The 24,166-nt window shown below is 58.0% G+C and carries 23 protein-coding genes; 14 read left to right on the top strand and 9 right to left on the bottom strand.

Going from position 1 to position 24,166, the window contains the following annotated elements; all coding sequences use genetic code 11:
• Nucleotides 1–2 precede the first annotated feature (2 nt).
• Together hemG and hemE are read right to left on the bottom strand one after the other, a co-directional pair.
• Nucleotides 3–1,451 (bottom strand): protoporphyrinogen oxidase, encoded by a 1,449-nt coding sequence (gene hemG / locus VVR27_RS04050; RefSeq protein ID WP_368547177.1) that lies wholly within the window; start codon nt 1,449–1,451, stop codon nt 3–5.
• Nucleotides 1,452–1,462: 11 nt separating this feature from the next.
• A complete protein-coding gene (gene hemE / locus VVR27_RS04045; protein WP_346872405.1) occupies nt 1,463–2,584 on the bottom strand; it encodes a uroporphyrinogen decarboxylase in 1,122 nt (373 codons plus the stop codon).
• Between the two features lie 242 nt (nt 2,585–2,826).
• Here hemE and VVR27_RS04040 point away from each other — a divergent pair, with 242 nt between their 5' ends.
• The 4 genes from VVR27_RS04040 (at nt 2,827) to VVR27_RS04025 (ending at nt 7,057) form a co-directional block, all read left to right on the top strand.
• Nucleotides 2,827–4,122, top strand: a complete 1,296-nt coding sequence (locus tag VVR27_RS04040) for a glutamyl-tRNA reductase (protein WP_368547176.1) — start codon at nt 2,827–2,829, stop codon at nt 4,120–4,122.
• Between the two features lie 77 nt (nt 4,123–4,199).
• On the top strand, nt 4,200–4,856 hold the full coding sequence (locus VVR27_RS04035; RefSeq protein WP_346872258.1) for a TetR/AcrR family transcriptional regulator: 657 nt from the start codon (nt 4,200–4,202) through the stop codon (nt 4,854–4,856).
• Nucleotides 4,857–4,988: 132 nt separating this feature from the next.
• Entirely contained in the window at nt 4,989–5,222 is a 234-nt protein-coding gene (locus VVR27_RS04030; protein ID WP_368547175.1) for a DUF3107 domain-containing protein, read from the top strand.
• A 239-nt stretch (nt 5,223–5,461) separates the two neighbouring features.
• A complete protein-coding gene (locus VVR27_RS04025) occupies nt 5,462–7,057 on the top strand; it encodes a DEAD/DEAH box helicase (protein WP_368547174.1) in 1,596 nt (531 codons plus the stop codon).
• Nucleotides 7,058–7,191: 134 nt separating this feature from the next.
• Here VVR27_RS04025 and VVR27_RS04020 read toward each other — a convergent pair whose 3' ends face one another.
• Nucleotides 7,192–8,625, bottom strand: coding sequence for a GuaB1 family IMP dehydrogenase-related protein (locus tag VVR27_RS04020; protein ID WP_368547173.1), 1,434 nt, complete (start codon nt 8,623–8,625; stop codon nt 7,192–7,194).
• Nucleotides 8,626–8,838: 213 nt separating this feature from the next.
• Between VVR27_RS04020 and VVR27_RS04015 the strand changes: the two genes are divergently transcribed.
• Nucleotides 8,839–10,503 carry a glycoside hydrolase family 13 protein gene (locus tag VVR27_RS04015; protein WP_368547172.1) on the top strand — a complete coding sequence of 555 codons (1,665 nt, stop codon included), beginning with the start codon at nt 8,839–8,841 and terminating at the stop codon, nt 10,501–10,503.
• A gap of 52 nt (nt 10,504–10,555) precedes the next feature.
• On the opposite strand, the gene VVR27_RS04010 is transcribed toward VVR27_RS04015, so the two are convergent.
• Entirely contained in the window at nt 10,556–11,377 is an 822-nt protein-coding gene (locus tag VVR27_RS04010) for a PHP domain-containing protein (RefSeq protein WP_368547171.1), read from the bottom strand.
• Between the two features lie 57 nt (nt 11,378–11,434).
• On the opposite strand from VVR27_RS04010, the gene VVR27_RS04005 reads away from it, so the two are divergent.
• The gene (locus tag VVR27_RS04005) at nt 11,435–12,979 is read left to right on the top strand and encodes an aminopeptidase P family protein (protein ID WP_368547170.1); all 1,545 of its coding nucleotides are present in this window, start codon (nt 11,435–11,437) and stop codon (nt 12,977–12,979) included.
• A 118-nt stretch (nt 12,980–13,097) separates the two neighbouring features.
• On the opposite strand, the gene VVR27_RS04000 is transcribed toward VVR27_RS04005, so the two are convergent.
• Nucleotides 13,098–14,033 (bottom strand): general stress protein, encoded by a 936-nt coding sequence (locus tag VVR27_RS04000; protein WP_368547169.1) that lies wholly within the window; start codon nt 14,031–14,033, stop codon nt 13,098–13,100.
• A gap of 190 nt (nt 14,034–14,223) precedes the next feature.
• On the opposite strand from VVR27_RS04000, the gene VVR27_RS03995 reads away from it, so the two are divergent.
• Genes VVR27_RS03995 through VVR27_RS03985 form a run of 3 tightly spaced genes read left to right on the top strand, consistent with a single transcriptional unit; the run spans nt 14,224 to nt 17,370 of the window.
• Complete coding sequence (locus VVR27_RS03995) at nt 14,224–15,531, top strand: magnesium transporter MgtE N-terminal domain-containing protein (RefSeq protein ID WP_368547168.1); 1,308 nt, start codon at nt 14,224–14,226, stop codon at nt 15,529–15,531.
• A complete protein-coding gene (locus VVR27_RS03990) occupies nt 15,524–16,222 on the top strand; it encodes a DUF1003 domain-containing protein (protein WP_409349928.1) in 699 nt (232 codons plus the stop codon). The genes VVR27_RS03995 and VVR27_RS03990 overlap by 8 nt, the downstream gene beginning before the upstream one ends.
• Nucleotides 16,223–16,236: 14 nt before the next feature.
• On the top strand, nt 16,237–17,370 hold the full coding sequence (locus VVR27_RS03985) for a P-loop NTPase (protein WP_368547167.1): 1,134 nt from the start codon (nt 16,237–16,239) through the stop codon (nt 17,368–17,370).
• A gap of 130 nt (nt 17,371–17,500) precedes the next feature.
• Here VVR27_RS03985 and VVR27_RS03980 read toward each other — a convergent pair whose 3' ends face one another.
• Nucleotides 17,501–17,866, bottom strand: coding sequence for a Sec-independent protein translocase TatB (locus VVR27_RS03980; protein WP_346872248.1), 366 nt, complete (start codon nt 17,864–17,866; stop codon nt 17,501–17,503).
• A gap of 102 nt (nt 17,867–17,968) precedes the next feature.
• Between VVR27_RS03980 and VVR27_RS03975 the strand changes: the two genes are divergently transcribed.
• Entirely contained in the window at nt 17,969–18,610 is a 642-nt protein-coding gene (locus tag VVR27_RS03975; protein ID WP_368547166.1) for an O-methyltransferase, read from the top strand.
• 51 nt (nt 18,611–18,661) lie between these two features.
• Here VVR27_RS03975 and VVR27_RS03970 read toward each other — a convergent pair whose 3' ends face one another.
• The 3 genes from VVR27_RS03970 to VVR27_RS03960 all read right to left on the bottom strand — a co-directional run bounded on the left by VVR27_RS03970 (nt 18,662) and on the right by VVR27_RS03960 (nt 20,646).
• Entirely contained in the window at nt 18,662–18,823 is a 162-nt protein-coding gene (locus VVR27_RS03970; protein WP_237202120.1) for a DUF3117 domain-containing protein, read from the bottom strand.
• A gap of 122 nt (nt 18,824–18,945) precedes the next feature.
• Nucleotides 18,946–20,286, bottom strand: a complete 1,341-nt coding sequence (locus VVR27_RS03965; RefSeq protein WP_368547165.1) for a hypothetical protein — start codon at nt 20,284–20,286, stop codon at nt 18,946–18,948.
• Nucleotides 20,287–20,646, bottom strand: coding sequence for a DivIVA domain-containing protein (locus VVR27_RS03960; RefSeq protein WP_368547164.1), 360 nt, complete (start codon nt 20,644–20,646; stop codon nt 20,287–20,289). It lies immediately after the preceding gene.
• Nucleotides 20,647–20,866: 220 nt separating this feature from the next.
• Here VVR27_RS03960 and VVR27_RS03955 point away from each other — a divergent pair, with 220 nt between their 5' ends.
• Genes VVR27_RS03955 through VVR27_RS03940 form a run of 4 tightly spaced genes read left to right on the top strand, consistent with a single transcriptional unit; the run spans nt 20,867 to nt 24,090 of the window.
• Nucleotides 20,867–21,595 (top strand): amino acid ABC transporter ATP-binding protein, encoded by a 729-nt coding sequence (locus VVR27_RS03955; protein ID WP_368547449.1) that lies wholly within the window; start codon nt 20,867–20,869, stop codon nt 21,593–21,595.
• Between the two features lie 12 nt (nt 21,596–21,607).
• Nucleotides 21,608–22,456 (top strand): glutamate ABC transporter substrate-binding protein, encoded by an 849-nt coding sequence (locus VVR27_RS03950; protein WP_368547162.1) that lies wholly within the window; start codon nt 21,608–21,610, stop codon nt 22,454–22,456.
• A 39-nt stretch (nt 22,457–22,495) separates the two neighbouring features.
• Complete coding sequence (locus VVR27_RS03945; RefSeq protein ID WP_251379120.1) at nt 22,496–23,179, top strand: amino acid ABC transporter permease; 684 nt, start codon at nt 22,496–22,498, stop codon at nt 23,177–23,179.
• Nucleotides 23,180–23,184: 5 nt separating this feature from the next.
• Complete coding sequence (locus tag VVR27_RS03940) at nt 23,185–24,090, top strand: amino acid ABC transporter permease (RefSeq protein WP_368547448.1); 906 nt, start codon at nt 23,185–23,187, stop codon at nt 24,088–24,090.
• Nucleotides 24,091–24,166 lie beyond the last annotated feature (76 nt).

The raw sequence follows: 24,166 nt of genomic DNA, 5'->3' as shown, positions 1-24,166 counted from the left end.
ACCTAGACGGTTGAATTACGTTGCATAAAACGCTGGATGTGCGGGGCGGTGTCCGTGACGATAGCGACCAGGCCGGTGCCTGCCACCCAGGCTCCAACAGCGGTGGCTCCATCCAAATCTTCAAGGGCCGAGCGGAAAGCTGCGACGCCCTGACGGTGCCCGGGCCCGGTGGAGGGTAGCGCCGTACGCCAGCGCACCACATCAGCGGCAACCAACGATGACTTGCTCAGGGGCACGCCCAGCAGACGCCCTGCATCATGCAGGCCCAAAGTGACCAACTGGTCATCGTGCAGGGCAAGGTCGGAGAGCGGTGAGTTCTCCTGGCCAGCACGGCCGTAGGACAACCGGATGACGTGGCGCCCCTCCCCAGCCCTGTCGGCAACCCAGCTCCACTTGGCAGTGGCGTGGGTCAGCGCCTTGGCACGGACGCCGGTGGCCTGCTCGCTCACCAGAAGGCCGGTACCACGGGGGTTGGCATCCAGTGCTGGAGCGTCCAGCACAAGTGAGACCAGGGCAACTTCTGGGCCCGGTTTCACAGCAGGCAGGGCGCTAGCTGGCAGGTAGGGGCCCAGTAGGCGTACAGCGGTTTGGGCGTCTGTGGCGACGACCAGAAGGTCAGCAGAAATAACGGCTGCCCGCTCACCACTGTGGGGCTGGCGCTGGATAGCGGTCCAGCGGCCATCCGAGGGATCGCGGTCAACGGCAATAGTGTCGAACCCGCTGACTAGCCTCACTCTAAGATTGAGCAATTCATCGACCAGTGCCTCGGATAGCCGGTTCATGCCGCCCTCAATGCCAGCGACCTGCGAGCCAGCCGGGGAAGTAGCCCGCTGAGCAGCAGAGGCAGCGGCCAGAGAGCCGTACTGGGCCAGACCGTCCAATAGGCGCGGAGCAATGGTGGCAATTTCGAGTTTGTCAGGGTGGGTTGAAAAGACACCCGATACGACGGGGGTAACCAGCTGATTGAGCACCTGCTGGCCCATGCGCACTCGGACGAGTTCGCCCAGGGTTTTTGCCGTAGAACCAGCCGAGCGAGGCAGCACCTTATCTAGGGTCGCTCGGCGGTAGCCTCTACGCCCCAAAATCTGTTTGAGAGCCGGGTCATCAAAGCTTCCGGGGATACCCAGCACACCGGTGGACGGTGAGGGGAAGGCCCCTTCAGGCAGGTAGAGCCAGGAGCCCAAGGGGTTAGGCTGCACAATTTGTTCTTCAAGCCCCAGTTCACCCAGTAGGTTGGTTACCACCGGGGTGCGGGTGGCAAAAGACTCTGCACCGGAGTCCAGCACCAGCCCAGCGAGCTGATGCGAACCTACCGCGCCGCCCAGAGGCTCCTCGCGTTCAACCAGGGTGACTCTTTTACCCGCACGCGCTAGCTCGCGCGCAGCAAGAAGACCCGAAATACCGCCACCGATAACGAGTGCGGTTTCCGCCTGTGAAGCTCCGGTTGCCATAGGCTTTCTACCTAGCCTTTACGAGTTTGGGTATGGATGTAGTCCACCAGGGCGGTGAGCACGGTGGGGTCAGTGGTCGGTGGTACGCCGTGGCCCAGGTTGACGACATGGGCCGGTGCGCATCGTCCTTGCTCCAGTACGGCATCGGTGTGGGCGGCAAGTGCCTCCCATCCCGAGGCAAGCAGTGCTGGATCAATGTTGCCCTGCAGCACGATGCCACCACCCAGACGCTCCTGGGCTACGGATAGGGGCAGACGGTAGTCCACGCCAATCACATCAGCACCAGCTTCTAGCAGGGCGGGCAGCAGTTCAGCGGTACCGGTACCAAAGTGGATGCGGGGCACGCCGTAATGCTCAACAGCTGAAAGTACGGCGGCAGAATGGGGTTGCACGAAGCGGCGGTAGTCGGCCTCGCCCAGGGAGCCTGCCCAGGAGTCAAAGAGCTGCACCGCTGATGCGCCAGCTTCAATCTGAGCTGCCAGGAACTGGGCACTGGTGCGGGCTGCCCAGGCTGCCAGGGCATCCCAGGCTTCCGGGTCTGCGTGCATCATGGTGCGGGGGCGCAAATGGTCGCGGGAAGGACCACCTTCAACCATGTAGGCGGCTACGGTGAAGGGGGCGCCAGCAAAACCGATGAGCGGGGTGGATCCTAGCTCTTTGACGGTCAGTGCAATAGCCTCGCGGATGGGGTCTAAGGCTGAGTCCTCAAGTTCCGGCAGGTTCTTAATCTCTTCCATGGTGCGTACAGGTGCGTCCAGCACCGGGCCGCGACCGGGAACGATATCAACGTTGACCCCAGCAAGCTTCATGGGGATAACAATGTCAGAAAAGAAAATACCGGCGTCCACCTTGTGTCGGCGAACGGGCTGCACCGTAATTTCGGCAGCTAGTGCGGGTGTGAGGCAGGCATCCAGCATCGGGATTCCTTCACGAATCTCGCGGTATTCCGGCAAAGAGCGGCCAGCCTGACGCATGAACCAGACCGGGGCATGGTCAGCCGGACGCCCGGTGAGCGTGCGAATCATGGCCGATTCGCCGGTATTCGCTGCTTTGAGTGGGTGGTTGGCAGGGAGGTGCGCAAGCTGCTCATCGGTGAGCAGGGCACGCTGCCTGAGGGTAGGGCTCTGGTTCATACTCATACACACTATTGTGCCAATTAAAATAAAAAATTTTAGAGACAGGGTGTCGCTGAAGTAAACCTCGAGATGCATGACCTGGCTACCACCAGAAAAATGCACCTTTAAGGGTAGACCCGCTACGCCGCGAAATATAGCGTTGCCAAGCCCCGGTACCCACGCTTAGCCCCTACCAACCTCACCTTAGTGACACCCTGTCAACGATTTCAAGCAAGTTTTTGTCTATTATTAAGAGCGTTGTGACTATTTTTAGCCTCGTTGCATCGCACCGCACTGTAGACCTCACCACCATCGCTCATCTCAGCGAGGGTGTTCAAGACCTGCCCTCCCACCTTCTCAGCAAAGGCGTTCAGGGCGAGGTCATTTTGTCTACCTGCAACCGCCTAGAAATCTATGTTGAACTAGCTAGCAAGCCCGGAGCAACCCAGCAAAACATTCATAATGATGTAGCTCTCACTTCAGAAAAGATTTTCGAAACGGTTTCAGCACGCTCTGGTCTTAGCTATGACATTGTTGAGAGCAGCTTTGATGTTTTTATTAATTCGGACGCCGCCCATCACCTCTTCACGGTTGCTTCTGGGCTGGAATCTGCGGTTGTGGGTGAACGGGAAATTACCGGACAGGTGCGTCGTGCTCTTTCCTTGGCGCAAGAAAAGGGGCGGGCAACCGGCAACCTGGTTCGACTTTTTGATCACGGGGCTGCCACAGCACGCAAAGTTGGTCAGCGCACCATGCTGGGCTCTCGTGGCCGGTCGATTGTTTCTGTTGCTCTAGATATCTCTGATGATATTACCGAGAAGACCTGGGCTACTCGCACCGCGCTGGTTTTTGGCACGGGCGCCTATGCCGGTGCGACTATTGCCGCACTGCATGAGCGTGGATGTACCGATATTTGGGTTTATTCTCGCAGTGATCGCGCAGCTTCTTTTGCGGACAAGAGAGGCGCTCAAGCGGTGCCCCACGGCAGCCTCTATTCTTCTATGAAAAAGGCCGACATCATCATTGGTTGCTCTGGCGCTTCCTCCCCCATGTTGCCGATCGAAATGCCCGAGGGTAAGCGCGTCATCCTTGATATAGCCCTGTCTAGGGACTTCGCCCCCGAGGTGGCCGATTTACCCAATGTCGAACTCATTACCCTAGAGTCGGTACGCCTAGCCGCGCCGGAAGAAACCGTGGAGTCGGTGCATACTGCCCGCACAATTGTGGACGAAGAAGCTGCTGAATTCAGGGTCAAAGAGAAGGCACGCAATGTGGACGCTGCTATTGTTGCTCTCAGACAGCACACCATGAGCGTTCTCGATGCAGAACTAGCTAAAGTGCATCATCAATACGGTTGCACAGCAGCCACCGAAGAACTCGAATTTGCCATGCGCCGCATGGTCAAATCGCTTTTGCACACCCCCACCGTGCGAGCTAGGGAACTAGCCCGTGACGGCAGGATTAATGACTACGTATCCGCCCTCGAGGCACTATATGGCATTGAAGTGCAGGAACAAATCCAAGATCCGGCCCTTTCGCAAGATGACGCTTCATAACCTGAAGACGCACGCAGGGGCGAGATTCATGGCTTCGTTAGCAAGACCCCATCCCTACATCTAAGGTTTCTCTCCAGATGAGCTCTCACCTTGTAGTAGCACCCAGTGCACCAGAAGGCTCCAACGATGCGTTTGTTGTGTCCCGCCTACCCAAGGATTTGCGGAGGCAGCAGCTCATCAATAACGCAGTACGGATTTTTGCTGCGCAAGGCTACCACCACACCACTATGGATCACATTGCTAACGCCTCAAATGTGAGCAAACCGGTGCTCTACCAGCATTTTGCGGGTAAACGTGATCTCTACCTGGCGGCGCTCGATGAAGAAATCAAGAATATGTTGAAGCTCATCATCGCGCCCCTGCATCAATCAGAGGTCAATAGGGAACGGGTCGAGGGGGTTATCAGCGCTTTCTTTAGCTATGCCCGCACTAATGTTGCCGGCTACCGCCTGATTTTTGCATCAGATATCCACAACGACTTTGCGGTGCTCGAACGCATCGAAAATTTGAATACCCTCATCGCAGAACATATTGCCGGAATCCTAGCGCCCAATGCAGGCCTACCCTTTAAGGAAGCGATGCTGACTGCCCGCATGCTGACCGGTATGGTACTTTCCTCAACACAGGTCGTGATCGGCAATGGCAGTTCCGATGAAGCTCTTGCGGCAGCCGAAAGGGCCACCTTCCGCCTTGCCTGGGGTGGCATTTCAATCATCGACGAGGACTGGGAATAAACAAGTCTAAAGACCGGTTTCGCCTGTTACGAACACAGGACGCCGAGGTGTCTGAGAACTAGTGCGCTCACGTACACTGGGGTAAAGCTTGGCACGGTTCCATCGTGCCCCACCGTATTGAGGGAGTTTCTCGTGGAAATCAAAATTGGCGTGCTGAATGTGCCCACCCAGATTGTTATCGACTCGGATGAAACCGCTGCTGACATCAAGGCTAAAGTGGCAGACGCCTTGGCTCAGGGCAGCATTCTTGAACTGACTGACTCTAAGGGTGCAACCACCCTGGTACCAGCAGCTCAAATTGGCTTCGTTGAAATCGGCGCTGAGTCCAAGCGTCGCATTGGTTTCGGCATCGGCGTGGGCGAATAACGCTGCCACGCTTCAGGGCAGGTGGGTGAGTCGTAGGCGACTCGCCCACCTGCCCTGTTTTTATGCCTTTTTGCCGGTAGAATGAAAAAGTTATTTGGTTGCCCGGTCGTGAACCTCACCTATCAACACCTGAACAAAGTTCTCCCGCACCGTTTGTGCGGTCGATTGAACGAGACTAACCTGCGATCGGCTTCCCCACTGCCGCACCTCGCTGCGGCACCATCTAAGGAAAACGATTCTTGACAGAAAATTTTGAAACGGTCACCACTGATAGTCGCACTTTTGCCGATTACGGCGTTCGCCAGGACATTAGCGACGCCTTGGCAGAAAAGGGTATCACCACTCCTTTCCCCATTCAGGCTCTGACCCTTCCCGTTGCTCTTTCGGGGCATGACATCATCGGCCAAGCTAAGACCGGTACCGGTAAGACTCTCGGCTTTGGTCTACCTGCGATTCAGTCCGTGGTCGGGCGTGAGGACGAAGCGTGGGCGTCTTTGAAGACCCCAGGAGCACCCCAGGCGCTCATTATCGTCCCTACCCGTGAACTTGCGATTCAGGTGGGTAACGACCTCTCCATCGCAGCGACTAAGCGCAACGCCCGCGTCGCTACCCTCTACGGTGGCCGCCCCTACGAAAGCCAGGTTAAAGAACTTGAAGCTGGTGTTGAGGTTATCGTGGGCACCCCTGGCCGTCTCATTGACCTGCAGCGCCAGCACTTTTTAAACCTTTCTCAGGTCAAAATTGTGGTGCTCGATGAGGCCGACGAAATGCTAGATCTAGGCTTCTTGCCCGATGTTGAAAAGCTGCTCTCGCTTATCCCTGAAAAGCGCCAGACCATGCTCTTCTCGGCTACCATGCCCGGTGCCGTGCTGACCATGGCCCGCCGCTACATGAGCCGTCCCATGCACATTCGTGCTGAAAGTGGCGAGGACGAAACCGCCACCAAGGCTTCTATCCGCCAGGTCATTTACCGTGCCCATCCCATGGACAAGGACGAGCTGGTCGGCCGCATCCTGCGTGCCGAAGGCCGAGGGCGCACCATTATCTTCACCAAGACCAAGCGTAGCGCCGCCCGCCTTTCAGAGGAACTTATGGGCCGCGGGTTCGCAGCCGGCGCTATCCACGGCGACCTCAACCAGGGCGCTCGCGAACAGGCCCTGCGCGCCTTCCGCAACGGCAAGGTTGATATTCTGGTCGCCACCGACGTGGCAGCGCGCGGTATCGACGTTGAGGACGTCACTCACGTCATCAACTTCCAGTGCCCCGAAGACGAAAAAACCTACCTGCACCGTGTAGGCCGCACCGGCCGTGCGGGCAACACCGGTACCGCTGTCACCCTGGTGGACTGGGAAGATGTACCCCGCTGGAAGCTCATCAATGCTGCCCTTGAGCTGGGTGTTGATGACCCGGTAGAAACCTATTCCTCTTCCCCCCACCTCTTCGCTGACCTGGGCATCGAGAAGGGCACTAAGGGCAAGCTTCCCAAGAGTGAGCAGACTGCTGCCGGTCTGGATGCTGAAGAGGCAGAGAATTACGGGGAGGGCCACGAACGCCGTAGCCCTCGCGGAGGTAACGAGCGACGCCGTTCCAATAGCCGCGAAAGCAACCGTAATCGCGGCGAGGGCCGGGGCCGCCGCTCCGGTGTTCGCGATGGCTCACGTGAACGCTCATCAGAAAGTGTCGAGCACACCGTGGATAAGCCCCAGGGTGAGCGTCGCCGCCGCACCCGTCAAGGCGATAGTAGCGCTGAGCGTACCCCGAGAGAAAAGTCAGTGGAGAAGAGCGGGGAGGGCACCCGCCGCCGTCGTCGCCGCACTCCCCGCGCAGAAAACTAAATTAATTTAATCTAAAGGGCTATGGCTGGGTTGGTCAGAAAGAAATTTTCTGACCAACCCAGCCATATTTCTTAGGTAGGAGGGTTTACCCACCGGGTCAACAAGTGCCCCCCGGTAGTGGTTGAGGGATTGGGCTAGCGGGTTTCGCGTGCCTGGCCCTCGGCATAGCCGGCGGCGGACTGGATGCCTACGGTGGCGCGCTCAGCGAATTCTGCGATGCTTGAGGCACCGGCGTAGGTGAAGGAGGATCGGACGCCAGAGATGATGGAATCGATCTGGTCTTCAACCCCGCCCTTGTCCTGAGGAAGGTAGATGCGGGCTGATGAAATGCCTTCTTCGAACATTTCGCGACGGGCTTTTTCAAAGGCTTCGGTTTGGGCGTTGCGGTTGGTGACGGCGCGACGAGATGCCATGCCGAAAGATTCCTTGTAGAGGCGGCCGTCGGCGTCCTGCAGAACATCACCGGGTGACTCGTAGGTGCCGGCGAACCAGGAGCCGATCATCACGTTGGAGGCACCTGCTGCAAGGGCTAGGGCCACGTCGCGGGGGTCTTTGACGCCGCCGTCTGCCCAGATATGGATGCCCAGTTTGTTGGCTTCGGCTGCACATTCAAGCACGGCTGAGAATTGGGGGCGGCCAACGCCGGTCTGCATGCGGGTGGTGCACATGGCGCCGGGGCCAACGCCGACCTTGATGATGTCAGCGCCTGCTTCAGCAAGGTCACGAACGCCAGCGGCGGTGACGACGTTGCCGGCGACGATGGGTACCTGTGGGTTTAGAGCCTTCACCTTTTTGAGGGCTTCAATCATGCTTTCCTGGTGGCCGTGGGCGGTGTCTACCACCAGCACGTCGGCACCGGCGTCCAGGAGCGTGCGGGCGCGGCCGGCTACATCGCCGTTGATGCCGATGGCGACACCGATGCGCAGGCGGCCCTGGTCATCGGTGGCCGGAGTGTAGAGGCTGGCGCGCAGGGCTGCTGCGCGGGTGAGAACACCGACCAGGTTTCCCTGCGCGTCCACCACAGGTGCTACCTTGCGGGAATGCTGGTGCAAAACCTCGAAGGCTTCCTGGGGACTGACGGTGTCGGGAAGGGTCAGCAGCTCGGTGGACATGACGTTTTCCACCTGGTCGAAGTTATCGCAGCCGCGTAGGTCTTTTGCGGTGACAACACCAATGGGCTGCTCTCCGTCCATGACGAAGGCAGCTCCGTGGGCGCGCTTGGGCAAAAGGTGGCGCACATAGCCAGCAGTATGGTGGGGTTTGACCGTGATAGGAGTTTCAAAGAGCAGGTGGGCGTTCTTCACTCGAGCGATGGTCTCAGCCACAATGTCGGCGGGAACATCCTGAGGGATGATGGCGATTCCACCGCGGCGGGCAACAGTTTCTGCCATGCGTCGGCCTGAAACGGCGGTCATGTTGGCAACAACCAGAGGGATGGTGGTGCCGGTGCCGTCAGCGGTTGCAAGGTCAACACCCATGCGTGAGCCTACAGACGAGCGGGAGGGCACCATAAAAACGTCGTTGTAGGTCAGATCGGTGGAGGGAGTCATATCGTTCAGAAACTTCATGTAACCCAGCTTACGGGGAGAAACAGGAGCGCGCACACTCCTCATTCTTCTACTTAGCTCATAGCCAAATGCCGATTTCACGGCGGGCTGGATGAAGCAGATGGAGGTAATGGGGTCGCTCCAAAGTCAGGAATTTTTGCCATAAGCACTCTAAGGCGCAGACGGTTCTATAGGCTTAAACATAAGCCGTCCGCCGACTGAAAGGCACTCACTGTGAGCACCCCCGAGAACCTCCTGGTTCCCCCTGCTGATGATCCCAACTGGTGGCGTCAAGCCACCGTCTACCAAATTTACCCCCGCTCCTTTGCCGATGCCGACGGCAACTCTATTGGCGACCTAAAGGGCATCACCAGCCGGGTTCCCTACCTCAAGAAGCTGGGTGTAGACGCTGTCTGGCTGTCGCCCTTCTACCCCTCCCAGCTGGCAGATGGTGGCTACGATGTGGACGATTTCCGCAACGTTGACCCCAAAATCGGCAGCCTGGAGGATTTTGATGAGATGTCTCGGGTTCTGCACGAGGCCGGTATCAAGCTCATTGTGGATGTGGTGCCAAACCACAGCTCAGACCAGCATGTCTGGTTCACAGCAGCTCTAGTCGCAGGCCCCGGTTCACCCGAGCGTGACCGTTACGTCTTCCGCGATGGCCTGGGCGAACAGGGTGAGCTACCGCCCTCAGATTGGGAATCAATTTTTGGTGGTCCTGCCTGGGAACAGGTCGAGGACGGCCAATGGTACCTGCATATTTTTGCCAAGGAACAGCCCGACCTGAACTGGCGCAACCCCGAGGTACACCAGGATTTCCTGGACACCTTCCGCTTCTGGGCAGATCGGGGTGTTGATGGTTTCCGCATTGACGTCGCCCACGGCCTCGCTAAGGGTGACATGTGGGGCGATTTGCCCAGCGAAGCAGAACTGCAGAAACTGCCTAAGGACGGAACTCACCCTATCTGGGATCGCGACGAGGTCCACGAGATTTACCGCGAATGGCGAACCGTTTTCAACGAGTACACCCCGCCACGCACCGCCGTTGCTGAGGCTTGGGTAGAGCGAGACCGCCGCCCCGCTTACGCCAGCCCCGAGGGTTTGGGACAGGCTTTTAACTTTGATTTGCTCACTGCTCACTTTGATGCTGACGAGTTCAAAAAGATCGTGACCGAGAACCTAGAACTGTCTGCTGAGTCCGGCTCATCCAGCACCTGGGTGCTCTCAAACCACGACGTGGTGCGGCATCCCAGCCGCTACGGTCTGCCTTTTGTCGAAGGGAAGACCAACGAGAAGGTGGGCCACGAGTGGCTACTCGCCGGTGGCCCCGAAAGCCAGCTGGACCGTGTCCTAGGTTTGGCCCGTGCTCGTGCAGCCACCCTCTTCGAGCTCGCTTTGCCGGGCTCAGCCTACCTCTACCAGGGTGAAGAACTCGGTTTGCACGAGGTTGCCGACATCCCCGATAGCCAGCGTCAGGACCCCACCTTCTTCAACTCCCCCGGGGTCAATGTTGGCCGCGACGGCTGCCGGGTACCCCTGCCCTGGAAGAGCTGTGGAACCTCCTACGGCTTCGGTCCCGGCACTGCACACCTACCCCAGCCCACCTGGTTTGCTGACGCTGCAGTGAGCCTGCAGGACGCCGAACCCACCTCAACGCTCAACCTCTACCGGGCAGCGCTGGCAGCCCGCCGCAAGCTCCAAGGGGCTGAAGAACTTGAGTGGCTGGAGACAGACTCTGAGCAGGTGCTAGCCTTCCGCCGACCCTCAGGCTGGGTCAACGTCACCAACTTCGGCGACCAGCCCATCGAGCTTCCGACAGGTCAGCTGGTTCTAGCTTCAGCGGAGCTAGTAGACGACAAGCTGCCCGGCCCAGCGACCGCCTGGCTCCAGCAGTAAAGAGAGAAGAAGCATCCTGCCTAGGGACAGCTCAGAGGCAGAAGTTAAGTATCTAACGCGCTTGCTCGCGGATCCGGGCAACGGTTTCGCGGTCGGTCGCGTTCTCTCCCAGCCGGTTGGGCTTACCTGCGCCGTGGTAGTCGGAGGAGCCGGTGACCAGCAGGTCATACTCCTTAGCTACCTGTAGTAGCCAAGTTCGGTCTTCTGGTCCGTTGTCCCGGTGGTAGACCTCAAGCCCAGCAAGACCGGCGTCAATCATGGCAAGAATCAGCTCTTCAGACGCTACCCGCCCCCGGGCTACCGCCCGGGGGTGAGCCATGACAGGAACTCCCCCGGCGGCTCGCACCAAGCTAACCGCCTGTACAGGGTCCACAGCATAGTGGGGCACATAGTATTTAGAGCGGGCCGTCAAAATGGTTTCAAAGACTTCGGACCGGTTAGCTACCACTCCGGCAGCTACCAGTGCATCTGCAATGTGCGGGCGTCCCACGGTAGCCCCTTCATGGGTATGATCTTGAACCGCCTCCCAGGTGAGCGGATAGTCCTCTGCTAGAAGTTGCACCATGCGCTGAGCTCTGCCCACTCTTGACTCCCTGGCCCTAGAAATTTCAGTCAGCAGAGCGGTGTCCTGAGGATCATGCATATACGACAGGAGGTGGACGCTGACTCCCTGGCCGGAACAAGAGACCTCCATACCGGGCAAAAAATCCAACCCAAAGTGTTCTGCTAGCTGCCCAGCGCGCTGCCACCCGGCGGTGGTGTCGTGGTCAGTGAGGGCGAAACCGGTCAGCCCGGTGGTAGCGATTTCACCGACTAACTCATCCAAGCTCTGGGTGCCATCAGAAATCTGTGAGTGGGTGTGGAGGTCGTACATACCCTCTACTGTACCGAGCGCCCAGGCGGGTGCGAAACCATAGGTTAGAGTGGAGATATGACCACTTCTGAACATACAACGGGCTCTGAACAGCCCATCGAAGAGCGCGTAAATAACCGCTCAGCAGCACCTTCTTCCAAAGCCTTCATTGATTTCATGGCAGCCAATTGGGCTCCAGCAGACACCGAGCTACCCGCACGCTCCACCGTCGCGGACTTTACCGCTCAACGCCGTGCCGCTATCTCAGCGATGTTCCCCGGCGAACGACTGGTTCTCCCAGCCGGCCCACTGAAGGTACGTTCCAATGACACCGACTACCGGTTCCGCCCCCACTCAGCTTTCGCTCACCAGACCGGGTTGGGCTTGGATCACGAACCGGATGCCGTGCTGGTCTTTGAGCCTGTTGAAGAAGGCACCGGTGATAGCGGGTCTAACCATGAAGCGACTCTCTACTTACGCCCTCTGGCGGGCCGGGACACCGAGCAGTTCTATAAGGACCCGCGTTACGGTGAGTTCTGGGTAGGCGCCCGGCCCACCCTCGAGGCTATGTCAGCAGAGTACGGTATTGCCACCGCTGACCTATCCGAACTTGAAGTTGCAATCACCAAGAACGCCGGTAACCAGGCGCTGGGCGGCATTCGCATCCGTCTGGTCCGCGATGTTGACCTCAACGTGGATGCCCTAGTCGATACCTCCCGCTACAACACCGCCGTCGATTTAGAAGAATCTGACAAGCTGGACGCTGTGCTCACCGAGGCGCTGTCAGAAGCACGTCTGGTCAAGGACAGCATTGAGGTAGAAAATCTACGCCGCTCGGTAGCGAACACCATTGACGGTTTCGCAGAGGTTATCAAAGCTCTACCTGCTGCTCGCGACCACCACCGCGGCGAGCGCATCATCGAAACCGCTTTCTTTACCAAGGCCCGTTCTGAAGGCAACGACTTAGGCTACGACACCATTGCCGCCTGCGGTAACAACGCCACTGTTTTGCACTGGATCCGTAACAACGGCACTGTAGAAGACGGAAAACTCATGCTGGTGGACGCCGGTGTAGAAGATGACACCCTCTACACTGCAGATATCACCCGTACCTTCCCCGTCAACGGTAAGTTCACCGAGGTTCAGGCTAAGGCTTACAGCATTGTTTTGGAAGCGTCAGAGGCCGCTTTTAAAGCAGCTGTTCCTGGTGCTCGTTTCAAGGATATCCACGCCGCAACTATGCAGGTGCTGGCGAGCCGTCTTGAGGAGTGGGGTTTGCTCCCCGTCACTGCTGAAGTTTCCCTGTCAGAAGAAGGCGGGCACCACCGCCGCTGGATGCCCCACGGCACCAGCCACCACCTGGGTCTAGACGTGCACGACTGCGCCCAGGCAAAGCGTGAGCTCTACATGGACGGCGTACTAGAACCCGGCATGGTATTCACCATTGAACCCGGTCTCTACTTCAAGGAAGAGGATCTAGGGATCCCAGCGGAGCTACGTGGCATCGGCATCCGTATTGAGGATGACGTGCTCGTCACCGAAAACGGGAACGAGAACCTTTCGGCCGCCCTGCCCCGCACGGTAGAGGGCATTGAGGATTGGATGGCTCAGCTCAGCAGCTAGCCCCAGCTTAGAACCAAGAAGCCCCTCACGAGTTACTACTCGTGAGGGGCTTCGTGTTGGGAGTGCACGCGCTAACGGGCACAGGGGCGGCATTTACCAGCAGATTGACGACGGCATCCTAGCTTTCTGGGCTGCCCTCGTCCTTTTTCGGTGCGGAAGCGGGTGCCTGGCGAATGGTTCTCTCAAACTCTGCCTGATCCTCCACGCGGATCCCGTAGCGTGACTCGCTCTGCTGGGCACGTACCTGCTCCACCCGTTCATTAGTGGTGGCGGGAGCGGGCTGCTCACGAATCTGCTGCTCAAACTGCTGAGGGTTGTCGATACGCAGACCGAACTTACTGGCGGCTCTTGACCCATCCTTGTTGGTTTCAGCTGGTGGGGTGAAAACCGGAGTGGGGGCTTCGACCTGTTCGGGAGCAGGCTGAGATGCTGCTAGTGAGCCTGCGGGTACTGAAGTGGCTTGGGTGCGCTGGGCTGGTACTACCGGCTGCCCAGGAACTTGGTCGTGAGGTGCCTGCTGATGGGGCACCTGCTGGTGGTGATGCTGGGCGGGCTGGTGAGGCTGGCCCTGCAGAGGAACGCGCAGCAGATGACGCGCGGCGGCAGCTGTAGCTGGGATAGCCATGAGGTCTAGGCGAGTCGGCAGCATCTGGGTGCGGGTGCGAATCCCCTTTCCCTTGGTGCGGGAAGCAACCAGGATGGACCAGATGATGCAGAAGGCAATCGCCAGCGGGACGATGCTCAGAATGTTGGCGAGCATGGAGGTCTGGGTAAGAATCGAGTTGAAAACACCTACCATGATGCCCAGCATGATGCCCTGTAGGGCACCGTTCAGGGCGGCTCGGGGGTAGGTTGCCTGGCCGGTGACGTAGTCCACCTGCTTGACGTCATGACCCACGATGAAGAGGCTGTGCACGGGGAACTTTTGGCTTGCCAGAAATTCGACCGCCTTGTTAAGTTCTTTGCGGTCAGAAAAGGTTGCCACAAGTTCACCGGGCGGGATGTTCGAGCCGTCTGCCATGGTAAGGGCTGGGGGTGCTTTCAGTTGGTCCATTCCCCCATTTTCTCTTACTCTGCTGGTAGCTTGCTGGATGGGCGTGCTTTATCGCCCCTGGTGAACGGAGAGGTGTTCCTGGGTAGGGCGAGAGCACTGGCGCCCTTGCTGGCTCGGTAAGAAGAAAGGACGGCTGTCACAGTGGGTGTGGCGTAGCGAGGCGTTCTAAAGGCTAGTACCCTTAGAAACTGTGAGTACTGCACCGAATAAGATTTTTATTGCCCGCCTTCTTGGCCTGGATGTCTTTGACCCGCACGGTGACCGTTTAGGCCGCTTGCGTGATGTTGTGGTGCTTAAACACGGTTTCACACAGTTCTCAGCGGTGGGCTCCCTGGCCAAGCTCAAAGAGCCGGTGGTTGTGGGTATCGTGATTGAGATTTTGGGAAAAAAACGAATTTTTGTGCCCATGACACGCGTGACCAGCATCGATTCCACCCAAATCATTCTGACGGGCCTGGTAAACCTGCGCCGTTTTGAGCAACGCGGTTCAGAGGCCCTGGTCGTCGGTGAACTTTTTGACCGTAAGGTGCAGTTGCGGGACGGCTCTGGCATGGCCCAGATTGAGGACGTCGCGATGGAGCAACGCCGCAACGGTGACTGGTTTATCTCTGAACTCTTCGTCTCCCGCGGGCACAATACGCTGATGCGCCGCCGTAAAGAAACACTCATTATCGACTGGCATGAAGCTATCCTTTCCACCGATTTTGAGCCCCAGGCAGCCACCGCGTTCGTGGCAAGCCATGAGGACTCCAACCCCGCCGACCTTGCGGACGCCATCCACGAGATGAACAAAAAACGCAAGGTAGAGGTAGCCCAAGAGCTACAAGATGAACGCCTAGCGGACGTCTTGCAGGAGCTACCCGAGGACGATCAGGTAGAGATTCTCTCCCACCTTGAGGTAGAGCGAGCGGTCAACGTGCTGGAAGAAATGGAACCCGATGACGCCGCTGATTTGCTCAGCGAACTCTCTGATCAGCAGCGTGAAGAGCTGCTGACCCTCATGGACCCTGATGATTCCGATGACGTGCGCCGTCTGCTCGAATATGAGGAGGGCACCGCCGGTTCGTTGATGAACCCCGTACCTATTGTGCTCTCCCCCGAAGCTACTGTTGCCGAGGCACTAGCGCACATTCGCCAGGAGGAAATTTCCCCTGCCCTGGCCGCTGCCGTTATGGTGGCGCGTCCACCCCTGGAAACCCCCACCGGCAAGTACCTGGGGCTGGTGCATATGCAGCGTTTGCTGCGCCATTCCCCCAGCGAGCAGGTGGGCAACATTTTGGATACCTCAATCGAGGCAGTCAATGATGCCGCCAGCATCGAGGAAGTCTCCCGCGTGCTGGCAACCTATGACCTTACCATCGTGCCGGTAGTTAACGAGTTTGACCGCCTGGTCGGAGCTGTCACCGTGGATGACGTGCTCGATGAGATGCTGCCCGATGACTGGCGCACCTATGATGATGGGACCCCGATCCGAAAGGTAGGCCGACGCTTTGAGTGATGCACGCCCTTCGCTAGATACCGCGCAGACTCTGGGCACACCCCAAGAGAAAAAGCGGCGCAGGTTCTTCTTGGCCAACCCCAACCCGGATGCCTTCGGTCAGATGACCGAAAAAATTGCCCGTTTCATGGGCACCCCGCAGTTTCTCCTGTGGATGACCGTTTTCTGTGCCGTCTGGTTGGGCTGGAACACCCTGGCACCCGAAGAAATGCAGTTTGACCCTCGAGCACTGAACTTCACCCTGCTCACCCTCATGCTCTCCCTGCAGGCCTCCTATGCCGCGCCTCTGCTGCTTCTAGCGCAGAACCGGCAGGACGACCGCGACCGCGTGGTCTCTAAACAGGACCGCCAGCGCGACCAGCAGAACCTGGAAGAAACTGAGTACCTGACCCGCGAAATTGCCTCCCTGCGCATCACTTTACGTGAGGTAGCCACCCGCGACTTCGTGCGCAGTGAAATGCGGGATTTAATGGACGAAATTCAAGAGGTTCAAAAACGCCAGGAAGAGCTCTTTGCCCGCGCTGAGCATCTGGCACGCGGCCTGGATGAGAGCGACCACGAGATGGAGCTCCCGGACTTCGACCCCAACTCAGCCAACCCTTCAACCAGCGCTTTCGACTTGCTGAGTGAACACCGCCCTAAGAACCGTAAGAAGAAGATGGTGAAGGATATCGACGGCTCACCTGAGTAGTCGGCCCCGTAAATATGACTGAACAGACACCCGATACCTCTCTTAACAGCGCTCTAGCAACGGTCATTGACCCGGAGCTGCGTCTACCCATCACTGAGCTGGGTATGGTGGAAACTTCCCAGGTGGATGGCACCACCGCCCGAGTAAAAATCCTGCTTACCATCGAGGGGTGCCCGCTCAAGAACACCATCGAAGCGGACGTGCGGGAAGCGGTTGGTCGGGTTGCTGAGGTAGAGCACCTGGATCTAGAAATCGGTTATATGAGTGCCGACCAGCGTTCCGAATTGCGTCAGCGTCTGGGGCATACCAAAGCGAACCCCTTTATCGCGCCGGACTCCCTCACCCGTGTTTTTGCTGTTGCCTCCGGCAAGGGCGGTGTTGGTAAATCCTCAGCAACCGCCAACCTGGCAGCAGCCTTTGTCTCGGCCGGGCTGAGCGTCGGCATCATCGACGCCGATGTGCACGGTTTCTCTATCCCCGGCCTGCTGGGCTTGGTCGAAGGTCCTACCCGCATGGATGACATGATCATCCCCCCGGTCGTTGAAGCACCCACCGGCAACGGTCATATCAAAGTCATCTCAATCGGCATGTTCGTAGCCGCAGATCAACCGGTGGCCTGGCGTGGCCCCATGCTTCACCGAGCCCTGGAACAGTTCTTGACCGATGTCCATTTCGGCGCTCTGGACATCCTTCTCCTGGACCTGCCTCCCGGCACCGGGGATGTCGCCATCTCGATGGCACAACTACTCCCCCATGCCGAAATCCTGCTGGTTTCAACCCCGCAGCATGCCGCAGTGGACGTCGCCCAGCGTGCTGGTACCCTCAGCCTTCAAACCCAGCAGAAAGTGACCGGCGTTATCGAGAACATGGCAGCTATGACCCTGCCCGATGGCTCCACTATGGCTCTCTTCGGTGAGGGCGGCGGCCAAATCCTGGTTGATTCCCTGGGCAAAGCCCTGGGCTACCCCGTGCCGCTCCTGGGGTCAGTCCCCCTGGATATGGCTCTGCGCGAGGGCGGGGACGCTGGCACACCGGTTGTCTGGTCGGCACCAGAAACTAAGGCAGCAGCGGTCTTTACCGATATCGCAACCCAGCTAATTCACCGCCCCCGCGGGCTGGCCGGCAAGCCCCTGCCCTTCAACGTCTAACAGTATTATTTAGAGTTCTTGCTCTTTTGGTGCTCGTTAGCGATGTGCATCCCCGGTAAATACTTGTTTGTGCAGAAGGAAAGGGCCCGCACCTTCTCGATACGGGCCCTTCTTCTAAAGAGTGAGGGGGTTAGGTTGCCTCGGAATCAAAGGGTGCCCAGGCGCCGCGGGGCAGACGGGAGGTCACCGACGCGGCTGGTGCGGCCTGAGTCCTAGCCTCAAGTTCTTTGCGGCGCTCTTCCTCGTCCTCAGCAAAAGCCTCACGCACAATCACGCGGGGGTCATACTGGCGAGGGTCATACTGGCGCCAGTTGATGTCGCCCAAGTCAGGGCCGAGAGTTTCTTTGAGGTCGTCCTTAGCGTCAAAGGCAATGCGGCGTACCTGCTTGACGAAATCTTTGAGCTGCTGGGCGTATTCGGGCATGCGTTCAGGCCCGATGACCACAAACACCAGGATCGCCAGGACGATGAACTCGAGACCACTAATTCCAAACACATCACGAGGTTACCAGTATTCCCTGGGCAAAACGGGCAATCTTGGGTACCGTTCAATAAGATGTTCTTAGAATCATGAAGAGCTAAACGAAGAGGTAGGGCTTTGAATACCAACCAACAGATTCGTAGCTGGCGTTACGCTGAAGAGTTTCCTTATGAGGTGCCAACTCTCGCCCAGGCGAGGCAGCAGGCTGAGCGTCAGAGTGCGGCCCCGGTGGCTCTCTCGGTAGCTTCTTTGTTGACCGTTTTAGCGGCGTCCACCGGGGCGGAGCACGCCGTTGAAATTGGTACCGGTTGCGGCGTCTCAACGGTTGCTCTGCTCTTGGGACTGCGTGAGGGAGCGGCGCTGACCTCCCTCGATATTGATGCTGCCCATTCCCAGCTCACTCGTGAACTACTGGCAGAAGCCGGGCTCGATAAGAACCACCGGGTGCGCATTATTACCGGGGACGCCACCGATGTGCTCCCCCGCCTCTCGGCAGCCTCCTATGATTTCGCCTTTATCGATGCCGGCGCTGACCAAGCTGAGCAGTTCACCTATGATGTCTTGGCTCTGCTTGCACCCGGCGGTCTGCTGGTGGTTCATGATCCGCTGGCAAGTGGTGCTGTTGCTGATCCGGTAGCACGCGATGCCCGCAGCGTTTCCCTGCGGCGCCTGCTCACCGACGTCGCAGCCTGTGTGGACGATGTACACGTCTCCTTAGTTTTTGCCGGCAGCGGACTGTATCTCATTTACAAAAAGTAAACCCCGGCGCTAAGCACCGGGGTGAACTAAAAATTCAGGGTTCTAAGGTCTTTAGAACTTTTCAACGCATTCGCGGATTGCCTCTACCTCAGCTTCAGAGAGGTCCAACACCAGACGGCCACCGCCCTCTACAGGGATGCGCATAACGATGCTGCGGCCTTCACGGACAATTTCAAGCGGGCCCTCGCCAGTGCGGGGTTTCTGTGCTGCCATCGGTGGTCTCTCCTTTGCGATGCTGTCTAAAAAACGCGGCTCTGAGGCGAACCCGCTGTGTGACTCCTTTAATAATAAAGCCTGTGCACCTTTTTGTGGGGACATCCCGTTTTCAGCTCTGTTTAGGGTGGGTAATCTCCCCCGCCGGGTAGCTGCTTCCAGTGCCACAGCCAACCTACCCAGCCAAACTGCATGGCTATCCCGCTCAGCACCAGCAGCCCCCGGTAGGCCCGAGAGGATGAGAGCATAACTAGCGGCAGATACAGTGCAAAGAGCGGCAGGAGCAACCTGAAGGTAGATGACTGAGGGTTAAAGAACATCAGCATGTAGAGGGTATAGCTCCAGACCCAAAGCAGCAGGGGCAGGGGCAGGCTAAGTCGCACGGTGCGGCTCAGCAGAGCCGCGAAAAAGAGCAGGAGGAGAAGGGTGAGCACCAGCGGCCCCGCAACTCCCAGATAGTGCTGGCTTTGATGCACCCATGGCATAAAAGGCAGAACGTGTTCCCCGCCTGCCCGCCAGGCTGTCTCGGTGGCGGTATAGGCGTCGATTCTGCCGGTCACCAGCCAGGCGTGGGCAGGGTGGATGAAGGCAAAAGCGCAGACCATCACTGCTGAAATTAGCTGCCAGCCGGTAGTGCCGAGAGCGGCCAGGGCGGCACCGCGCTGAGGCCTACGGGCTGAATAATCTCTTAGCCAGCAGACCAGCCACCAAATCCCAACGGTGGCTCCCAGGGGGACCCCCACCGGTCGGGTGAGGGCGGCAAGCAGGGCTGGCACCAGCATCAGGGTGTAGGAACCCTGGACCAGGTAGAGAAGGGTCCAGATGAGAAAGAGCAGTCCCAAAGACTCTGCATAACCGGTTTGTAGCACCGGGGCTACAGCGCAGAAACTGACAGCAGCTACGGCCCACAGGGCGGTAGTATGCCATCGCTCCTCACCCCGGTCAGTGCCGAGAGAGTCGGACGCCTGCTGGCAGCAGAGGCGAAAGAGGCGGTAGAGCAACCAGGCAGCACCAAAGCCAGCTAGTAGAGAAAGGGTGGGGGCTACGGTCTCGTAGGGTAAGCCTGTCACCGTCACCAGCGTGCGGGCTAGAAGCGGGTAGAGAGGGTAGAAGGCCCACTCATTTTGAGCTACCAATCCGTTCGCATCCAGAGGAAGGGCCTGCGGGTAACCCTGCTGCGAAATTTTCTGGTACCAGTCGGCATCCCAAATCATCACGAATTCGCCGTAACTCATAGCGCCCTGCTTCCAGGGGCTGAATGTCTGCTGTAAACCAACCGTACTAAAAATAAACCAGCTAACAATACGGCTGGCAAGGTAGACCAGCACAACCTGCACGGCGGCCGGCCACCTGCCAAAGTGATGGGCCAGTCTAAGAGCTATCGCATTCAGTCGCAGGCTCAGACTATCCAGGGTTGAAACCGTAGCGGCAAATTCTTGCCCCTCCGAGCGGCTAGCCAGCATCTAGGGTCGCTCCGAGGAGATCTGACCTAGGTGATCCGTTTCAGCTGAGGCACCATCGCTCTCAAGGAGGGAGCGCAGGCGTGCGTTCTCGTCCATGAGCTTAGCCAGCACGCCATCCACCTCATCTCGGTGATAGCCAAAAAAGGCCGTAGAGAAACGGATGCTTTGCAGTTCTTCACCGCGAGGGTGATCCGAAAGAATCAGCGGCAACTCGCCACCCACCGCGGCGTCCACCCCGTCAGAGCTTAGAGCGTCCAACACCCTGCGCCCCGGCATTAAGCGATCAGTTCCCAGTACCGCGCAAGCAGCTACCACTGCCGCCAGCACCAGAAAAGTCAGGCCAACTAAAAGATAATTCACGGTCTCTTCCCACCATCAACGGCTAGCGCTTTACTGTCTGTCACCCCACTCAAACACTCACTTACTCGCTCCACCCCTGCCGTGTAACTTTCTGTTTACGTTTGAGAGGGTAAGGTAAAGCACATACACCTTTTTGTCTACACACGTTCGGTAGCCCATGCTACCGGCGAGGCAGTTAATACACCACATAGGGAGGGAAACCCGCATGACTCACGATGCACTGGTCCAGGTAACCGGGGTCAATAAGTACTTCGGTGACCACCACGTCCTCAAGAACATCAATCTCGAAGTGGGCAAGGGTGAAGTCATCATCCTGCTCGGCCCCTCGGGCTCCGGCAAGTCCACGCTCTGCCGCACCATTAACCGCCTCGAACCCATCTCTTCAGGCGACATCAAAATCGACGGCGTCAGCCTGCCTGAAGAAGGTAAAGCACTGGCTGATCTACGCGCTGAAGTGGGCATGGTCTTCCAGTCCTTCAACCTCTTCGCGCACAAGTCCATCCTTGACAACGTCACTCTAGGGACCCGCAAGGTTCGCGGTCTCAGCAAAACTGAAGCTGAAGAGCTGGCGATGAGCCTGCTCAAGAAGGTCGGCGTTGATAATCAGGCACACAAGATGCCCGCCCAGCTCTCGGGTGGCCAGCAACAGCGTGTAGCCATTGCCCGAGCCCTAGCGATGCAGCCCAAGGTGATGCTCTTCGATGAGCCCACCAGCGCCCTCGACCCCGAGATGGTCAACGAAGTTCTTGACACCATGATTTCCCTAGCCCGAGAAGGCATGACCATGATCGTGGTAACCCACGAAATGGGGTTCGCCCGCAAGGCAGCCGACCGCATTGTTTTCCTGGCAGATGGTGAAATCGTCGAAGAATCCACACCCGATCAGTTCTTCACCAACCCCCAGTCAGATCGTGCCAAGGATTTCCTCGGCAAGATTCTCGGCCACTAGGGCAGGTGCACCATGAACTTCTCACAGCTCAAAGGCAAGGCACTAGCCGCTCTAGCCCTGGCTGCGACCGGCGTCCTCGCCCTCTCAGGGTGTGGCTCTTCATCTGAGGGTGAGAGCATCCGCATTGGCATCAAGTACGATCAGCCCGGTCTGGGCTATCAGGACGGCCGTGACTACACCGGCTTTGATACCGACGTCGCCCGTTACGTTGCCAAGGAACTCGGCTACTCAGAAGATCAGATTGAGTGGGTTGAGGCTCCCTCAGCTAACCGCGAGAATATGCTCGTCAACGGACAGGTCGACATGATTTTTGCGACCTACTCCATCTCTGAATCACGTCTCAAAACCGTAGACTTCGCCGGCCCCTACTTCTACGCAGGCCAGGACCTGTTGGTACAGCAGGAGAACACCGATATCACCGGCCCGGATTCCCTGGCAGGCAAGAATCTCTGCTCCGTCACCGGTTCTACCTCTGCAAAAAAGATTCAGGATAAGTACTCCTCAACCGTGCAGCTGGTTCAGCAGAACTCCTACTCTGACTGCGTGGTTGCGCTCAACGCCGGCATGGTCGATGCTGTCACCACCGATGACATCATCCTGGCAGGTCTTGGCGCTACCAGAGCTAATCAGGGCGAACTGAAGCTGGTGGGCAACACGTTCACCGAAGAACGCTACGGCATTGGTCTGCCCAAGGGCTCGGATCAGTGCGCTGATATTAACGCAGCCATCAACAAGATGGTAGAAACCGGTGCCTGGGAAGAAGCTGTCGCAAAGAACGTGGGAGCATCGGGTTATGTCTATAACGCCGAACTGAACCCACCCGTTCTTGATAGTGCCTGCGCCACCGTCCCCGCCCAGTAAACATTCTCAACACACATTTTCTAGATTTTGGAGGCTTTCATGTCGTTCTCTGAACAGCTCTCCACGCTCTTTGCCACCTATGACGTTCTCGGAGCGTTCTGGACCAACGTGCAGCTGACCTTCTGGGCAGCTATCGGCTCGTTCGTCCTCGGATCGGTGCTGGCACTCATGCGTATCTCCCCGGTGCCTTCATTGCGCTGGGCAGGTACCGCTTACGTGCACCTGATCCGTAACACTCCGCTAACTATTCTCATGACCCTGGCAATTTTGGGCGTGTGGACCCAGTTCCAACTCTCACTAGCTACCAGCTTTGAATGGAACTTCTTTATCTACGCCGCCATCGTTCTCGCGATTTACCACGCGGCCTTCGTCTGTGAAGCAATCCGTTCAGGTGTGAACACGGTGCCCGTTGGGCAGGCTGAAGCAGCACGCGCTATCGGTCTAAGCTTCATGCCGACCGCCCGCTATGTCATCTTCCCCCAGGCGCTGCGCGGCTCCATTACCCCGCTAGGTAACACCCTAATCGCGCTGGCTAAGAACACTACCGTTGCCACCGTAGCCTCGGTTGCAGAAGCATCGGGCATGATGAAGTCCATGATTGAGTTCAATTCAGACCTCATTTTCATGATTTTCTTTGTCTTTGCCATGGGCTTTGTCATCATTGTCGTCCCCATCGGTCTACTGACCACCTGGGCCTCTCGTAAACTGGCGGTGAAGCGATGAAACGTATGACCTCAACCTCTGTTCTCTTTGACGTTCCGGGGCCCAAGGCACGTGCCCGTACCCGTATTTTCAACATCATTGCCATTTTGGTGCTGGCAGGTATGCTGACCTACGTTCTCATGGTGATGGGGCGCCAGGGGCAGCTCGAAGCCGATAAATGGACCTCACTCTTCTCCGGTAACCTCTGGGTTAACTACATCCTGCCTGCTCTGGGTAAAACCCTGCTGGCCGCACTCATTTCAGTTGTTACCTCAGTGGTATTTGGTCTCTTCTTCGGCATGGCACGCCTAGCACCCAATAAATATATTCGTGGCTTTGGCACCGTGGTGGTCGAGTTCTTCCGCGCTGTACCCGTGCTGATGATGATGATTTTCTTCTGGCTCTTCCTGGGTCAGTTCACCTTCTTCTCACCCTCCCAGTTGCCCTTCATCGCCGTCGTTCTAGGCTTGACCCTCTACAACGGCTCGGTGATCGCTGAGTTACTACGCTCCGGTGTCCACCAGCTGCCAAAGGGCCAGGGTGAGGCCGGTCTGGCCATCGGTCTGACTCCCTGGGCTGTACTGACTTCGGTTCTCATGCCCCAGGCACTGACCGCCATGATGCCCTCCCTGCTCTCGCAGTTCGTGGTCATCCTCAAGGACACCGCCCTGGGTTACATCATCTCCTACCCCGAGCTATTGGCAGCCGCCCGCCGCTTTGGCTCCGGTGAAGGTAACATCCTGCAGATGTTGCTGTTGGCTGCTCTCATCTTCGTAGTGATCAACTTCGCTCTCACCCTGCTAGCTGAGTGGCTTTCCCAGTTCCTAAGCTCACGCACCGATGTTGAGATTAAGCACGCTGATGGTGTGCCCGGCGAGGTCGATAATGCTAGGCCTAAGACCGAAATGATGTTTAAGATCCCTAAGCACTAGGGTTTCTTAGTTCCGGTCCATGAAAAGGTCGGCGGGCCCACCAGCAGGTGGGCCCGCCCCCCCATTAATTGATTTG

Origin of the sequence: Rothia sp. LK2492, from assembly GCF_040946345.1 — a bacterium.
In the GTDB taxonomy this organism is placed as follows: domain Bacteria; phylum Actinomycetota; class Actinomycetes; order Actinomycetales; family Micrococcaceae; genus Rothia; species Rothia endophytica.
Note: the sequence above shows the minus strand (reverse complement) of the source record. Positions and strands in the feature narration are given on the sequence as shown.

Coding starts and splice junctions, on each gene's coding strand:
- VVR27_RS03985 (WP_368547167.1), top strand. CDS start 16,237: ATGACTGAACAGACACCCGATACCTCTCTTAACAGCGCTCTAGCAACG.
- VVR27_RS04000 (WP_368547169.1), bottom strand. CDS start 14,033: ATGGACCAACTGAAAGCACCCCCAGCCCTTACCATGGCAGACGGCTCG.
- VVR27_RS04010 (WP_368547171.1), bottom strand. CDS start 11,377: ATGTACGACCTCCACACCCACTCACAGATTTCTGATGGCACCCAGAGC.
- VVR27_RS03945 (WP_251379120.1), top strand. CDS start 22,496: ATGTCGTTCTCTGAACAGCTCTCCACGCTCTTTGCCACCTATGACGTT.
- VVR27_RS04020 (WP_368547173.1), bottom strand. CDS start 8,625: ATGAAGTTTCTGAACGATATGACTCCCTCCACCGATCTGACCTACAAC.
- hemG (WP_368547177.1), bottom strand. CDS start 1,451: ATGGCAACCGGAGCTTCACAGGCGGAAACCGCACTCGTTATCGGTGGC.
- VVR27_RS03950 (WP_368547162.1), top strand. CDS start 21,608: ATGAACTTCTCACAGCTCAAAGGCAAGGCACTAGCCGCTCTAGCCCTG.
- VVR27_RS03940 (WP_368547448.1), top strand. CDS start 23,185: ATGACCTCAACCTCTGTTCTCTTTGACGTTCCGGGGCCCAAGGCACGT.
- VVR27_RS04035 (WP_346872258.1), top strand. CDS start 4,200: ATGAGCTCTCACCTTGTAGTAGCACCCAGTGCACCAGAAGGCTCCAAC.
- VVR27_RS03965 (WP_368547165.1), bottom strand. CDS start 20,286: ATGCTGGCTAGCCGCTCGGAGGGGCAAGAATTTGCCGCTACGGTTTCA.
- VVR27_RS04005 (WP_368547170.1), top strand. CDS start 11,435: ATGACCACTTCTGAACATACAACGGGCTCTGAACAGCCCATCGAAGAG.
- VVR27_RS03970 (WP_237202120.1), bottom strand. CDS start 18,823: ATGGCAGCACAGAAACCCCGCACTGGCGAGGGCCCGCTTGAAATTGTC.
- hemE (WP_346872405.1), bottom strand. CDS start 2,584: ATGAACCAGAGCCCTACCCTCAGGCAGCGTGCCCTGCTCACCGATGAG.